Annotated in this window: 15 protein-coding genes; 9 read left to right on the plus strand and 6 right to left on the minus strand. The window is 49.8% G+C overall.

Translation table 11 applies throughout. From position 1 onward, the window contains the following. Window positions 1–81: 81 nt before the first annotated feature. On the minus strand, window positions 82–1,563 hold the full coding sequence (gene ubiD / locus L5L77_RS03875; protein WP_263184543.1) for a 4-hydroxy-3-polyprenylbenzoate decarboxylase: 1,482 nt from the start codon (window positions 1,561–1,563) through the stop codon (window positions 82–84). 159 nt (window positions 1,564–1,722) lie between these two features. Here ubiD and L5L77_RS03880 point away from each other — a divergent pair, with 159 nt between their 5' ends. Together L5L77_RS03880 and L5L77_RS03885 are read left to right on the plus strand one after the other, a co-directional pair. Next, on the plus strand, window positions 1,723–2,532 hold the full coding sequence (locus tag L5L77_RS03880; protein ID WP_263184541.1) for a hypothetical protein: 810 nt from the start codon (window positions 1,723–1,725) through the stop codon (window positions 2,530–2,532). A gap of 134 nt (window positions 2,533–2,666) precedes the next feature. Then, window positions 2,667–3,890, plus strand: a complete 1,224-nt coding sequence (locus L5L77_RS03885) for an MFS transporter (protein ID WP_263171841.1) — start codon at window positions 2,667–2,669, stop codon at window positions 3,888–3,890. A gap of 54 nt (window positions 3,891–3,944) precedes the next feature. Here the strand turns inward: L5L77_RS03885 and L5L77_RS03890 are convergent, their stop codons facing one another. The 4 genes from L5L77_RS03890 to arfB all read right to left on the minus strand — a co-directional run bounded on the left by L5L77_RS03890 (window position 3,945) and on the right by arfB (window position 6,348). Then, entirely contained in the window at window positions 3,945–4,622 is a 678-nt protein-coding gene (locus tag L5L77_RS03890; protein ID WP_263184539.1) for an SDR family NAD(P)-dependent oxidoreductase, read from the minus strand. An 81-nt stretch (window positions 4,623–4,703) separates the two neighbouring features. Next, window positions 4,704–5,168, minus strand: a complete 465-nt coding sequence (accB, locus tag L5L77_RS03895; RefSeq protein ID WP_263184537.1) for an acetyl-CoA carboxylase biotin carboxyl carrier protein — start codon at window positions 5,166–5,168, stop codon at window positions 4,704–4,706. Between the two features lie 35 nt (window positions 5,169–5,203). Then, the gene (gene aroQ / locus L5L77_RS03900; protein WP_028759381.1) at window positions 5,204–5,644 is read right to left on the minus strand and encodes a type II 3-dehydroquinate dehydratase; all 441 of its coding nucleotides are present in this window, start codon (window positions 5,642–5,644) and stop codon (window positions 5,204–5,206) included. A gap of 272 nt (window positions 5,645–5,916) precedes the next feature. After that, window positions 5,917–6,348: an alternative ribosome rescue aminoacyl-tRNA hydrolase ArfB gene (gene arfB, locus L5L77_RS03905; protein ID WP_011787977.1), complete on the minus strand. Its 432-nt coding sequence runs from the start codon at window positions 6,346–6,348 to the stop codon at window positions 5,917–5,919. 136 nt (window positions 6,349–6,484) lie between these two features. Here arfB and L5L77_RS03910 point away from each other — a divergent pair, with 136 nt between their 5' ends. From L5L77_RS03910 to L5L77_RS03940, 7 genes are all read left to right on the plus strand, one after another. Continuing rightward, window positions 6,485–6,850 (plus strand): STAS/SEC14 domain-containing protein, encoded by a 366-nt coding sequence (locus L5L77_RS03910; RefSeq protein ID WP_105250333.1) that lies wholly within the window; start codon window positions 6,485–6,487, stop codon window positions 6,848–6,850. Window positions 6,851–6,886: 36 nt separating this feature from the next. Beyond that, window positions 6,887–7,096, plus strand: coding sequence for a DUF3012 domain-containing protein (locus L5L77_RS03915; protein WP_113939200.1), 210 nt, complete (start codon window positions 6,887–6,889; stop codon window positions 7,094–7,096). Between the two features lie 181 nt (window positions 7,097–7,277). After that, window positions 7,278–7,721, plus strand: coding sequence for a hypothetical protein (locus L5L77_RS03920; protein ID WP_131524257.1), 444 nt, complete (start codon window positions 7,278–7,280; stop codon window positions 7,719–7,721). A gap of 329 nt (window positions 7,722–8,050) precedes the next feature. Next, the gene (locus L5L77_RS03925) at window positions 8,051–9,544 is read left to right on the plus strand and encodes a TolC family protein (RefSeq protein ID WP_263184536.1); all 1,494 of its coding nucleotides are present in this window, start codon (window positions 8,051–8,053) and stop codon (window positions 9,542–9,544) included. A gap of 10 nt (window positions 9,545–9,554) precedes the next feature. Further along, window positions 9,555–10,820: an efflux RND transporter periplasmic adaptor subunit gene (locus tag L5L77_RS03930; RefSeq protein ID WP_263143111.1), complete on the plus strand. Its 1,266-nt coding sequence runs from the start codon at window positions 9,555–9,557 to the stop codon at window positions 10,818–10,820. 29 nt (window positions 10,821–10,849) lie between these two features. Continuing rightward, on the plus strand, window positions 10,850–14,074 hold the full coding sequence (locus L5L77_RS03935) for an efflux RND transporter permease subunit (protein ID WP_173496248.1): 3,225 nt from the start codon (window positions 10,850–10,852) through the stop codon (window positions 14,072–14,074). Between the two features lie 170 nt (window positions 14,075–14,244). Further along, window positions 14,245–14,568 carry an antibiotic biosynthesis monooxygenase family protein gene (locus L5L77_RS03940; RefSeq protein WP_025008611.1) on the plus strand — a complete coding sequence of 108 codons (324 nt, stop codon included), beginning with the start codon at window positions 14,245–14,247 and terminating at the stop codon, window positions 14,566–14,568. Between the two features lie 77 nt (window positions 14,569–14,645). On the opposite strand, the gene mscL is transcribed toward L5L77_RS03940, so the two are convergent. After that, entirely contained in the window at window positions 14,646–15,056 is a 411-nt protein-coding gene (mscL, locus tag L5L77_RS03945) for a large-conductance mechanosensitive channel protein MscL (protein ID WP_105250328.1), read from the minus strand. Between the last annotated feature and the right edge of the window lie 118 nt (window positions 15,057–15,174).

Consider the following 15,174-nt stretch of genomic DNA (forward strand, 5'->3'; position numbering starts at 1 on the left):
TGTCTAGGTGTCGCTTTAGAGGCCTGTTATTGGCCTATTCTCTTGGCTAAAGCCGATACTTGAGTAATGGCTTAAGCTGAATTATAGGGTTGGGCTGTCGTCTATGCCTAACTCATCCCAGATTGAGTCGATCTTTTGTTTTACTTTTGGATCCATCACGATTGGCGTGCCCCATTCGCGGTTGGTTTCACCTTCCCACTTATTGGTGGCATCGAGTCCCATTTTTGAGCCTAAGCCCGCAACGGGTGAAGCAAAATCGAGGTAGTCGATCGGGGTGTTTTCGATCATCACGGTATCGCGTTTAGGGTCCATACGGGTGGTGATCGCCCAGATCACATCCTGCCAGTCACGGCAGTTCACATCTTCATCCACTATGACAATAAACTTAGTGTACATAAATTGGCGCAGGAAAGACCAAGCGCCCATCATCACTCGTTTGGCATGTCCCGGATATTGTTTGCGAATGGAGATCACTGCCATGCGGTACGAACAGCCCTCAGGCGGCAGATAAAAATCAACGATCTCAGGATATTGCTTACGCAAAATCGGCACAAACACTTCGTTTAATGCAACCCCCAGCATGGCGGGTTCATCCGGTGGACGGCCAGTGTAAGTGCTGTGGTAGATGGCATCTTTACGGTGAGTGATGTGAGTAACGGTAAATACTGGAAACTTATCGGTTTCGTTGTAGTAACCCGTGTGATCGCCGTAGGGCCCTTCTTCCGCCAGTTCCTCAGGATCGATATAGCCTTCGAGGATGATTTCACTGGTGGCGGGCACTTCTAAGTCACAGCTTAATGCCTTACAGACTTCGGTACGTTCACCGCGCAGTAAACCGGCAAAAGCGTATTCGCTCATAGAATCGGGGACTGGGGTGACGGCGCCTAGAATGGTCACAGGATCGGCGCCGAGTGCGACCACAACCGGATAACGCTCACCGGGGAATTGTTGTTTAAAATCAGCAAAATCTAACGCGCCGCCACGGTGGGACAACCAGCGCATAATCAGCTTGTTTTTACCCAGTAATTGTTGGCGATAAATGCCTAAATTCTGACGACTCTTACGCGGGCCTTTGGTGATGGTTAAGCCCCAGGTCACTAGTGGTGCGACATCGCCCGGCCAGCAATGCTGAATAGGCAATTGGGTTAAGTCGACCTCATCGCCGGTTTTGATGATTTGTTGGCAAGGCGGATTACGCACTGTCTTTGGCGGCATATTCAAGGCTTGCTTGAACATAGGGATCTTAGCGATCGCGTCTTTAAAACCCCGAGGTGGTTCGGGTTCTTTTAAAAAGGCTAACAGTTCACCCACTTCGCGCAGGGCTAATGGGTCGTCTTTGCCGAGTGCCATGGCCACACGTTTTGGCGTACCGAACAGGTTTACCAACACGGGCATGTGATGATTTTTGGGATTTTCAAATAATAGCGCAGGGCCTTGAGCGCGTAATACGCGATCGGCGATCTCTGTCATTTCTAAATGAGGATCAACTGGGTAGCTAATGCGTTTAAGTTCGCCATTGGCTTCTAAGTGATCAATAAAGCTGCGTAAATCCTTAAAACTCATGTGGAAATAGCCTCCGCGGTGAAAATCCGTGTGGCGCGCACTATAGCATTTTTCTGTTTTAGGGTTAACCAATTCAGTGATCTTCAAGCTTAGGAAGCGTAAAATGGTTACTAGTAAGTCGCGATAGATCTCGCTTACGCCCTTTATTTCGAGGTTTATATGAATATTCCTGTATGGTTTGCTCAAGAAAAGTGTGTTCAAAGTCAATCACATGGCGCGCATAAGCGGTCGCTAAAGTGCTTGGTTTTATCGCTTGCCGTGGGGATCTCACTTTTGGGGGCGCTCAGTGTGCCGACTGTGGCTGTGGCCGGAAATAGAGGCTATTCGGATCAAGACGAACGTCATGGTCATCGTGATAGCCACAGTCGTGGCGACAGTCATTACAACAATCGTTATGACAATTATTACGACAACCGCCATGTGCGCAAAGATAATCGCCATTATCGTCCCTATTATCGACCTTATTACCCTTGGGGTTTAGGACTGGGTTTAGGGCTCGCTACGGGGTGGGGATCGGGTTGGAATGTCGGTTATGGTGTGAACACCCATTGGAACAATGATTGGGGTTGGAATACATCGCGTGACGCCTACGCTCGAAATTACTGGAACTCGCCCTATTCGGGCATAGGTTTGTCGATTCCTATGCGCTACGACGATGAACCTGTGGCCATTTCTGCACCTGTACGGGTAACAACCAGTATGCAGTATTCTGCGAGTGAAGGCCGTATGGTGTCGAGTATGCCTGTAAATATGGCCGGACAAACGACTGGGCAACTGGTGTCGCAAACTAGTAACGGCACAGGCAAAACAGCTGCGACTCCGCGTCCACGCGCACCGCACAGTGTGTCTAGCTTGCCGAGCAATGCTAGGGTTGTGCAGCAGGATGGTCGTACACTTTACGAGTGGCAAGGCACGCTTTATGCCTACGACTGGAACAGTCAAACCTATCAAGAACAGTTAGTCAGATAGATTTACATTACGTAAATGACTGAGAAATTGGAGCCCCTTAGTGGGCTCCAATTTATTTATCATCTTTTATTATCTTTTTATTGTTTATTTATCTATTAGCTAGTTGTCGTTTTATAGCATAGCGGAGAAAAAGTTTGAAAACCGTTCAAAATCCATCTGTCCAAAATCAGCATAAGGGCGCCAGTACATTATGGGTGTTACTTGCCTTAGCACTCGGAACATTCGCTTTAGGCACCACAGAATTTGCTTCCATGACCTTAGTGCCTTATATCGCGAGCGATTTAGGGGTAGAGGTTGCCCATGTGAGTTATGCCATCAGTGCCTATGCGCTGGGGGTTGTGGTCGGTTCGCCGATTATCATGGTGCTGGCCGTTAGGGTCAGACGGCGAACACTCTTGATTGCCTTAGCCGGGTTAATGGCGGTGGCCAATGGCTTAAGTGCGTTAGCGCCATCATTGAATTGGCTAATCTTTTTTCGTTTTCTCAGCGGCTTGCCCCACGGCGCTTATTTCGGCGTGGCTATGTTGCTCGCTGCCTCTTTAGTGCCACCAGAAATGAAGGCCCGCGCCGTATCGCGGGTAATTATTGGTCTTACGCTGGCGACGATTATCGGTGTGCCGTTTGCGACTTGGATGGGGCAAACTGTGGGCTGGCGCTCGGGTATTGGTATAGTGGCGATTCTGGCAACCATTACCGCGATAATGGTGTATTTTTTAGCACCTAATCAAGCCGTGCCTGCTGATGCGAGTCCCAAAAAAGAGCTACAAACCCTTAAAAATCGTGAGGTCTGGCTGACGCTCGGCATCGCGGCCATTGGCTTTGGCGGTATCTTCTGCGTGTATACCTATCTGGCCGAAACCTTAATCCAAGTGACACAAGTCGAGCCGTTTAAGATCCCAATCATGATGGCGGTATTTGGTATTGGCGCAACATTGGGCACGCTAGTGTGTGGCTGGGCGGCGGATAAGTCGGCCTTAGCAGCGGCATTTTGGTCGTTAGTGTTAAGCACTGTGGTGTTGGCTATTTACCCGAGTTTGACCGGACATTACTGGGCGCTGATGCCCGTGGTATTTTTTGTCGGTTGTGGGTTGGGGCTCGCCACTATTGTGCAAGCCAGATTGATGGATGTGGCGCCCGATGGACAGGCCATGACAGGCGCTTTAGTGCAATGCGCCTTTAATCTTGCCAATGCAATTGGCCCTTGGGTGGGCAGTTTAGTGATCCTGTCAGGACAAGGCATTGCCGCGACAGGTTATGCGGCGTCTTTGTTGTCATTGGGAGGACTGCTGATGTGGTGGCTGACCCATAGAGAAAGCCGTCGCGTCGTTACCCTAAACACAGCGAACTGCGCCGACTAGCGAGTGCTAAGGAAGAGACGCAGTGGTCATATTCTGCGTCTCGAATCCGCACATTTAGCCCCTTTGTATGGTGATATCGGCGATATAACCATGCTCTGTGGCAACTAAGGCTTGTTTGAGCATGCTAGCCGCTTCATCGGCGGACATAAAGCTTGAGGTATCTAAAGCCTTACCGCTACTGGGCCAAAAGCCTGTGTCCATGCCACCGGGATACACGGCAATCAACTTCATTGGGCTTTGTTTAAGCTCTAATCGCACCGATTCGATAAATCCCCGTACCGCCCATTTTGCCGCGCAGTAAGTGGATTCTCCCGCCTTGGCGGCCAGTGCTGCGGTGGACATGACCACAACCACAGTGACCGCTTGATCTTTATAGCGTTTCACTAATTCCCGCACTAACAAAATCGTCGAGGTGACATTGTTATTGAGCAGGCTTTGGATATCGTTGGCGGTTTGGGTTTCAATCGCACCAAAGTAGCCGCTGCCCGCACAGTGGATCACGGTCTTAGGGGCTTGCGTTAGGCCATCGAACAAGGCTTCGAGACTCGATTCACTGGCGAGATCGGCGGTGATCGCGGCGATAGGCTTGTTGGAGAAGGGCGTTAATGCATTGGCGACGGTTTGCAGACGCTCGGCATGGCGACCTGTGAGTGTCAGTGCTTCATTCTCTTTTGCGTAGAGCGATGCGAGTGCCGCGCCTAAACCACTGCTGGCGCCGGTAATTAATATCATAGTGACCTCGGTTAATGCTGTCTTGGCTTGAAAACCGCATCTTAAATTTAAGTGCGCTTCAATTCATGGGAAGGCGAGCGGTTAGATTAAGGTAAATAGCGGCTGATCGAATGCCACTTCATCGCCGTCTTTGGCCCAAATCGCGCTGACCACGCCATCGCGCTCGGCTTGGATGGGATTCATCATTCTCATCGCTTCGATAATGCAGATCACTTCACTTTTGCTCACACGTTGACCGACTTTAACCAGCGGCACATCATCGAGTTCTGCCGCCGCGTAAAAAGTGCCGACCATAGGTGAGACTTGTACAAAACCTTCTGTACTTGGTGTAATGCCTGTTTGCGAATGGCTTGTCTGCTTTGCCTGTGAATTCAAAGGCGCCACAGGTGCTTTGGGGATCGCTTGCTGTGATTGCACATTGGCTGGCATAGGGCTGTAGCGGGTGATGCGAATTGATTCTTCACCTTCGGTGATCGCCAGTTCTGCTATGTCAGATTCTTGTACTAACTCAATGAGTTTTTTAATTTTACGAAGATCCATTACCATTTATCTGCCCTTGCAAAGCACGCTATTGAATGGGATTACTGTGGCTGGTTGAGCCGTTTAATGGCCGCCGCCAGCGCAAACTCATAACCCTGTGAACCGAAACCGCAAATCACGCCTATCGCCTTATCGGAAAAATAGGAATGGTGGCGAAAGGCTTCACGGGCGTGCACATTGGATAAATGCACTTCAAAGAACGGAATTGCCACGCCAAGCAGGGCATCACGCAGGGCGACGCTGGTATGGGTAAAGGCGGCGGGATTGATAATAATCATCTGGGCATCGGTTGCATGAATCGCATTGATTAGCTCAAATTCGGCGTTGGACTGAATATGTTCGAGCTCAACTCCCGCCAACTTTGCCTGCTGATTTAACTCCGCCACTATGTCGGCTAAGGTTTGATGACCATAAACGCTGGGCTCGCGGCGGCCTAAGAGGTTGAGATTGGGGCCATTGACGAGCAAAATTTTGTGACTCATTGCGCTTTCCTTTACGGCATGCCTTGGGATTTATGCTGGGATTAAAGTTGGAATAAATTTATTTCAGTTTTCTACATAGGCCATTAACTTAACCTGTTCAAATCGATTTTGCATTATCCGTTAGTCAATTGTGTGCGAGCTGATCATGTGCGAGCCGATTATACCTTTGAAATCCTGTGCCATTGTTGGCTGGGTTCAATTGCGGTTATTTCTCTGGTACCGAGTTAGCAATTGCCTAAGTTGGCTGTCAGTTGAGTTAATTGTCACCTAAGTTAATAGTCACTCTTCTGTTGGCGCATGGCCTTAGTGGCACCTTTTTGTTTCTTGGTTTCTAATCGCCGCGTTTGGCTGCCTTTAGTGGCGCGGGTGGGGATGCGTTTTTTCTGCACTTCACCGACACTGGCAACCAAGGCGATAAATTGCTCCAACGCCGTTTGGCGGTTGGCATCTTGGCTGCGACTCGCTTGGCATTTGATAATGATTTTGCCGCTTTTAGTGATGCGGTGATCCGCCTTGTTGAGCAAGCGTTCTTGGTAAAACTCGGGTAATGATGAGCTTTTAATATCGAAAATCAGCTGCGCAGCGGTGGACACTTTATTTAAGTGCTGGCCGCCTGCACCACTCGAACGGATAAATTGCCACTCGATTTCATTTTCCTGAAGTTCCACACGGTTTGAGATTTTTATCATGGCAAACTTAGGCATTTTTCAGCATGGATTGAGAAGCCATCAATAATGACTTATGGCTTTCCAATAGATTTGTTATCATCGGGCGCATTCTTTGCCGCTGCATTGGCTAAAGCCATTGCCTGCAAAAGTGTTCTCGATTCGGAGTGCCTCTATGTTATGCCAAATCCCCGATATTGCTAAGGGTGTTATCAGTCTTTTTGCCAGTGGCCGACTATCCTCCACCGATTATCGGACCCGTTTACAGCCAGCGATTAAGAGTTATCGTAAGGATTGGGGCCAAGTTTGCCTGTATATTGAGGCGGATGTGTTACTCGAAGGCTGGGAATTTGAGTCGCTGACCGGTAGTGGTGAAGTCCAGTTACCGAATTTTGAAGCCTTAGTGTTTGTGGGCGGCCCTGATTGGGTGGGAAATGCGGTGCGCTTACTCGGGCCTTTTATGCAGGGCGAAGTGGCTTGGTTTCCACTCGAACAGAAAGCCAAAGCGATTGCTTGGATCACTAAGCGTTCGAATATTTAATGGTCTAATTTAGGCCATATTTACAAGGAATTAAGTATGTCATTATTGAAATCGCGCTCTTTTTCTTCACTGACAGTTTCTAAGGTCAGTGCGATTGCGTTAGTGTTGGCATTTACCGCTGGACTGAGTGCCTGCGCGCCAGAAGTGGGCAGTGATGCTTGGTGTAAACAGATGAAAAATAAGCCGTCTGGCGATTGGACTGCTAACGAAGCCGCTGATTATGCTAAGCACTGTGTATTTAAATAAGTGCTGTGCATTTAAATAAGCACTGAGTGTTTAAGTCAGCGTTAGCCTTTAGAGATCACAGCTTGAAAGACTTTGCTTGCGAGCTGTGAACTTATGTTTATCATACGGGTCAGATGTTCCGTTATCCTTTATTTGCTATAGGTGATATTTGAATTCTACCGCTAAGCCATTTTTTACTCGAATGGTGACCCTACTGATAGCCATTATCGTGCTGCAATTTGCTGGCGCGAATATGGGTGCGCATCAGTTACATGCGGGCAATGGTGCGGAAGAAGCTGAGAATCATCCCCATCTGCAATTTAGCGCTCAAGTGACCACTTTGGCCCAATGTGTCGATTGCGTTTGTCCAAGCGAGCAAGCCTTAGGCTTTGCGGACTCCACGGGTGTCACCAGTAATCACACGGGAGAAAACCAAAGCAGCGGATTTCATTCCCACTTAGTGAAAACCACTGAAATACAAGATTTTGACCTATGCCTCGACTGCCAATGCCATGGCGGTCATGTGGCGTTGTTATCTCAGGCAGTGAGTCAGCCTGTACAGGCGTTAGAAAGCGTCTATCTGCCTACCGATGTATCCTATTTTCCGCCTGAAAATTTACCTAAATACCGCCCTCCTATCGCTTAATTCTCTAATATTCGGCTTATTTCTCGGCCTAGGACGATTGATTCATCTGATTGGATCTCATTCTATTTTGCCGCGTGATAAGCCCGTTATGTTCATCCCCCAAAAGATACGCTTGAACTGATGCTTGCAGCGTTAACTGTTGGAGCCGTCATTGGCTTTTTAGCCGCGCACTGTATTGCTTGGCGGGATGATTCGATCGGCGCTTATTTGCCATGCCCAGAACGATATGATTGCTTTGCATTGAGCTATTTAAATGAAGCTCACATCTAGCCGTTTCGCTTTGGGCGCAAAAGTCAGCCGATCCACATTCGATATTGTTAGGATTTGCGATGAAAAAAACGATTCTTGCCCGTACTTTAGTTTGTCTGTTTAGATCGGGCTTGTTTAGCTGCGGATTAGTATTGGCCGCCGGATTGCTAGCCTTTGCCCTCGCGGCAGAAAATGACTCTCTTGAAGTCAATGTCCTTGAAGTCAAGGTCCTTGAAACCAAAGCCTCTGAAGCTAATGCCCCTGAAATCAATGCCTCTGAAGTTGAGGCATTTAAGGCGCAATCACTGGGCTTACCCGCCAAAGAAACCGACACGGCACATGTCAACTTTGGCCAATGGTTGCCTGAGTTACTCACACAGTTCAATCAGTTACCTGAAGTTCAGGCGCAACTTGTAAGGCAGCAACAGGCCAAACTGGCCATTCAGGCGGCAGATCGCGCTGTGTATAACCCAGAACTTGGGCTTAATTATCAAAATGCCGATACAGATGCCTACAGCTTAGGGCTGAGCCAAACCCTCGATTGGGGCGACAAACGCGGCGTGGCGACAAAGCGTGCCGAGCTTGAAGCGCAAATCCTGTTAGCAGATATAGGGTTAGAGCGTAGCCAAATGTTGGCCGAACGCTTACTGGCGTTGGCAGAACAGGCGCAAAGCCGTAAGGCGCTGACCTTTGCTGAGCAGCAATTAAGGTTCACCAAGGCGCAGCTCAATATTGCTGAGCAGCGATTGGCGGCGGGGGATTTATCCAACGTCGAGCTGCAATTGATACAACTCGAAGTCGCCTCTAATACTGCCGACTACGCCTTAGCCGAGCAGGTGGCCTTAGTGGCCGATGGCAAAGTAATTGAATTACTTGGGGATAATAATTTTGCTTTTAGTGAGTTTATCAAAGAGATCCATTTCTTTGTGACTCAGGCTAAGCAAGCGCCAGCGGCCGAGTTGGGCACCTCTACATCAGCCTTGCCAGCCCTGGCGAGTGCTTATCAGCAAGTGCTGCTCGCCAGAGTTAATGTTATGCAAGTCAAAGCGGAAGCTTCAGCTGACCTAACTATTAGCCTAGGCGCTGAAAAGGAGGGCACGGACAATAAGCTCGGTGTCGGCGTGTCGATTCCTCTACAAGTTCGCAATAACTACAGTGAGTTGCAAGCCGTAGCCGATAAGGGCATCGCTATCGCGGAGCAAGGCTATCTTGCCCGTGAGCGAGTGCTTACCGCTAAGCAGAAACAATTCCTCTATGCGTTACCGCGTTTACTCGAACGTTACCAAGACTGGCGTGAGTTAGTGCAAGTGTCAGGTGCTAAAGCCGCTAAATCCTTAAGCCAACAATGGCAGGCGGGGGATGTGAGTACTAGCGAGTACTTACAGAGCCGTCGTCAGTTAGCCGCCAGTTATTTGGTGGGCTTAAACCTAGAAACGGCTATCTATCAAAGTTGGTTAACTTGGATGGGCGAAAGCGGCCAGCTTATGCCTTTTATCGAAAAGCTCATTATCGAAAAGCTAAATGCAGTCCCTTCGATAACATCTAATGCCGCCGCACGCACAGTAAACCCATGAGGTCACAATAATGAATTCAAATACTCACCACGAAAATGTCCTTCAACTGGATGCTGTAATGACGCCTAAAAAGCGTCGGTTTAACCTATCAAAAATTGCGCTCGCATTATTCGTGCTGAGCACGCTGGCATTTCTCGCTCAGCCTGTATTGGCTGGCGGTGATCACGCTCCCGTCGCTAAGGCAAGCGGCGATTCGGTAACGCAAACGGCGCCGACGGATGAACACGGCGAACAGGCGTTGAAATTGACCGAAGCGCAGCAAGCCTTGGCGGGGATTAGCTTGTTACCTTTGTCGAGCGATAGCTTGAACCTCGCCAATTTGAATCTCGATATTAGGGCGACGGCGACCTTAGTGGTGGATCGCGATCGAACCGCGACCCTTGCGCCGCAGCTCGATGTGCGTGTGTTGGCGCGCCATGTGGTGCCGGGACAAGAAGTGAAAAAAGGTGAGCCTTTACTTACCTTGGGTGGCGCAGCCGTTGCGCAGGCACAGGCGGACTACATTAATGCCGCTGCCGAATGGAGCCGAGTCAAACGCATGAGTGAAGGTGCGGTTAGCGTCAGTCGGCGGATGCAGGCGCAGGTGGATGCCGAACTTAAACGGGCGATTTTAGAGGCAATTAAGATGACGCCCGCGCAAATTCGTGCACTGGAATCGACGCCCGAAGCCATAGGCAGTTATCAACTCTTAGCACCAATTGACGGCAGAGTGCAGCAGGATATCGCCATGCTAGGTCAAGTTTTTAGCGCGGGCACACCCTTAATGCAACTGACCGATGAATCCTATTTATGGGTTGAGGCGCAGTTAACCCCAACTCAAACTACGTATATCCAGGTTGGCAGTTCAGCTTTAGTGCAAGTAGGGGATAAGACGTTGGCAGGTAAGATCATCGGTCGCTCCCATGAACTCGACAGCGTAACGCGCACCGAGCAAGTGCTGGTGAGTATGCCCAATCCTGATCATGTGTTGCATGCGGGGCAATTTGCTGAACTCTACTTTGCTGGCTCTACTACCGATCCAAACGGCAGTGGCATAGTGCTGCCCGATACGGCGTTGACCCGTGGCGGCGATGGCGATTGGCAGATTTTTATTCAAGATGAGGATGGCTTCGAGTCCATTGAGGTAGAAGTGGTGCAGCGTCAACGTGGTCTGAGTCTAGTGCGTGGACCTGAGCTTGAAAAAGCCCAACAGGCACAGCTCAAGGTTGTGGTGGCTGGCGCGTTCTTCTTGGCATCCGAGCAGGCGAAAGCGGGCTTTGATATTCACGCCCACTAATATGAGCGCCCTTATTTTGGAGATTTTCTATGTTGCAAAAGTTAATCGAAGCCGCGATTAAAAATCGGCTGTTAGTGGTATTGGCTCTGCTCGCCGTGATTGTGGGCTGTGTGGCCATGTTACCTAAGTTGAATCTCGATGCCTTTCCTGATGTGACTAACGTGCAAGTGACCATCAATACAGCGGCCGAAGGCTTAGCTGCAGAAGAGGTGGAAAAACTTATCAGTTATCCGGTGGAATCGGCCATGTACGCCTTGCCAGCTGTGACTGAGGTGCGCTCGTTATCGCGTACCGGCTTGTCGATTGTGACTGTGGTATTTGCCGAGGGGACGGATATTTACTTCGCTCGTCAGCAAGTGTTTGAACAGTTGCAGGCGGCGCGGGAGATGATCCCAAGCGGCGTCGGAGTGCCGGAAATCGGCCCCAATACCTCGGGATTAGGGCAGATTTATCAGTATATTCTGCGTGCAGAACCTAACTCTGGCATTAATGCCGCCGAGCTGCGTAGCTTAAATGATTATCTGGTGAAGTTGATATTGATGCCCGTGGGCGGCGTGACTGAAGTCTTGTCTTTTGGTGGCGATGTGCGCCAATACCAAGTGCAGGTCGACCCGAATAAACTGCGTGCCTATGGCTTGTCTATGGCGCAGGTGACAGAAGCGCTAGAGAGCAATAACCGCAACGCTGGCGGTTGGTTTATGGACCAAGGCCAAGAGCAACTTGTGGTGCGCGGCTATGGCATGTTGCCCGCAGGAGACGCTGGATTAACGGCGATCGCGCAGATCCCTCTGACCGAAGCCAGCGGCACGCCAGTGCGTATTGGCGATATCGCTCAGGTGGATTTCGGCAGCGAGATCCGTGTCGGGGCTGTGACTATGACGCGCCGCGATGAATCAGGCCAAGTGCAAAATCTCGGTGAAGTGGTGGCTGGTGTCGTGCTCAAACGCATGGGGGCAAACACTAAGGCGACGATTGACGATATTGGTGCACGGGTGAGCCTTATTGAGCAGGCCTTGCCCGATGGCGTGTCCTTTGAGGTGTTTTACGACCAAGCGGATCTGGTCGATAAGGCTGTGACCACAGTGCGCGATGCGCTGCTAATGGCCTTTGTGTTTATCGTGGTGATCTTGGCGTTGTTCCTCGTCAATATCCGTGCGACCTTGTTGGTGTTGCTGTCGATTCCAGTGTCTATCGGGCTCGCGCTTATGGTGATGTCCTATTATGGTCTGTCGGCAAACCTGATGTCGCTCGGCGGCTTAGCAGTGGCGATTGGTATGTTAGTCGATGGCTCTGTGGTGATGGTAGAGAATATTTTCAAACACTTAACCCAACCGGATCGCCGCCATTTACCTGAGGCGAGGGCGCGTGCCGATGGTGAGGACGATCCCTATCACAGTGAGGAGGATGGCGCTAAAGCCAGTGGTGATGTCAGCGAATCGAATATGGTTATTCGGATAATGCTCGCGGCAAAAGAGGTGTGTAGTCCAATCTTCTTCGCCACCGCCATTATTATCGTCGTATTTGCGCCGCTGTTTGCACTCGAAGGCGTTGAAGGCAAGCTGTTCCAGCCGATGGCGGTCAGTATTATTTTGGCTATGATGTCGGCGCTGCTGGTGGCGCTGATCGCCGTGCCAGCCCTTGCCGTGTATCTGTTTAAGCGCGGTGTGATGCTTAAACAAAGTGTTATTTTAGCGCCACTGGATGCCGCTTATCGCAAGTTACTGACGGCAACGCTTGCTAGGCCAAAGGTGGTGATGCTCAGCGCCTTGGTGATGTTCGGCTTGAGTCTATTATTGCTACCAAGGCTGGGTACCGAATTTGTGCCTGAACTGGAGGAAGGCACGATTAACTTGAGGGTGACGCTGGCACCGACGGCGAGTTTAGGTACTTCGCTTCAAGTAGCACCTAAGCTTGAGGCTATTTTGCTAGCATTTCCCGAGGTGGAATATGCCCTGAGCCGCATTGGTGCACCTGAATTGGGCGGCGATCCCGAGCCTGTGAGTAATATTGAAGTCTATATTGGCTTGAAACCGATAGCAGAGTGGCAGTCGGCAAGCTCGCGTTTGGAACTGCAACGCTTGATGGAGGAAAAGCTCAGCGTGTTCCCTGGACTCTTGTTGACCTTTTCGCAGCCGATTGCGACTCGGGTAGATGAATTACTTTCGGGGGTAAAAGCCCAGTTAGCGATCAAAATCTTCGGCCCAGATTTAGCAGTATTGTCACAGAAAGGCCAAGCGCTTACCGATCTTGTCGCGAAAATCCCCGGTGCCGTGGATGTGTCGCTTGAGCAAGTGAGCGGTGAGGCGCAATTAGTCGTGCGCCCCAAACGCGAGCTATTGGCGCGTTACGGCATCAGTGTCGATCAAGTGATGAGCCTCGTCAGCCAAGGTATTGGCGGCGCGAGTGCAGGGCAAGTGATCGATGGCAATGCCAGATACGACATCAATGTGCGACTCGCGGCCGAGTTTCGCCAAAGCCCTGATGCGATTAAAGACTTATTACTCAGTGGTACAAATGGCGCCACAGTGCGCTTAGGGGAAGTCGCCAGCGTCGAAGTGGAAATGGCGCCGCCGAATATTCGCCGTGACGATGTGCAGCGCCGTGTTGTGGTGCAGGCCAACGTGGCGGGGCGCGATATGGGCTCGGTTGTAAAAGATATTTATGCCCTAGTGCCAAAGGCGGATTTGCCAGCGGGATATACAGTGATCATTGGCGGCCAGTATGAGAATCAGCAGCGAGCGCAGCAAAAGTTGATGCTAGTGGTGCCGATTTCTATCGCCTTGATTGCCTTGTTGTTGTACTTCTCCTTTGGTTCATTCAAGCAAGTGTTGCTCATCATGGCGAACGTGCCCTTAGCTTTGATTGGCGGCATAGTGGCCCTGTATGTCAGTGGCACTTATTTATCTGTGCCTAGCTCTATTGGCTTTATCACTCTATTTGGGGTAGCGGTGCTCAACGGTGTGGTGCTGGTGGATTCGATTAATCAGCGCAGGCAAAGCGGCGAAGCACTCTATGATTGTGTTTATGAGGGCACGGTTGGGCGTTTACGGCCGGTATTGATGACGGCACTGACCTCGGCCTTAGGTTTGATCCCGATTTTATTGTCATCGGGTGTCGGCAGTGAGATCCAAAAGCCCTTGGCAGTGGTGATTATCGGTGGCTTGTTTAGCTCGACGGCGCTGACCTTACTCGTCTTGCCGACCTTGTATCGCTGGTTATATCGCGGCGATAAGCGCATTGATGAGCTCGGTTAATCACAAGTAAGCCGTCATCGTGGGCAATAACTTGTTATGTTTCGGGTTATTGCCTTCGTTGTAGACAGGGTTATCACATTGACTAAAACTCTAAAAATCAGTGAGCTAAAGAGTGATAGATGGGCTAGTCTTAGAGTCGACATTAAGGACATTCATTTCTGGAGAACATTATGATTGCGGTAATTTTTGAAGTCATCCCGACAAAGGAAGGGAAGGAAGAGTATCTGCACGTGGCGGCTGAAATGCGCCAATATTTAGAAGGCCGCAAGGGATTGATTTCGATCGAACGTTTTCAGAGCCTAACCGACGATGGCAAAGTACTGAGCCTGTCGTTCTGGGAGGACCAAGCTTCCATCACCCAATGGCGTAATCAGATGGCCCACAGCATTGCTGAGCAAACGGGTATAGTGCCCTGTTTGTTTAACTCTTATCGCATTCGGGTGGCAGAAGTAGTGCAAGATTACAGTGAAACTGTGCATGTTGAAGCTGAGTAATCACTTATCTCGCTGATGTAAAAAACAAAACCCATCTCTAGAGATGGGTTTTTTATGCGTGACACTCAAGTTTGAGATTATTTTTCTTGTTGAGCTTTCAATAGATCGCGGATTTCAGACAGCAACTCTTCTTCTTTGGTCGGTGCTGGTGGCGCTTTAGGCGCATCTTCTTCCTTGCGTTTTAGGGTGTTAATGGCTTTTAAACCCATAAAAATGGCGAAGGCGATAATCGTAAAGTCGATAATAGTCTGAATGAATTTGCCATAGGCAATGACCACAGAAGGCGCATCGCCTTGAGCTGCCTGTAGCACTATGCTCAAATCACTAAAATTCACGCCGCCTAGGATGATGCCAATTGGTGGCATGATGACATCGGCCACGAAGGACGAGACGATTTTGCCGAATGCGGCACCTATGATAATACCAACGGCCATGTCGATCACATTGCCACGGGACGCAAAAGCCTTGAACTCTTTAATTAAGCTCATTAGGTTTCCTCCAAAATTGAGATTAAATGTTAAATTTTATTGTGCAAACTGTATCAGGAAAACCTAAGGTCTTTTGCAGCCTGTTACCTTGCCAAGCTTATAGGGGCTTATGGATTAA

The sequence above is a fragment of the Shewanella sp. SM29 genome, assembly GCF_025654245.1.
Classification (GTDB): domain Bacteria; phylum Pseudomonadota; class Gammaproteobacteria; order Enterobacterales; family Shewanellaceae; genus Shewanella; species Shewanella oncorhynchi.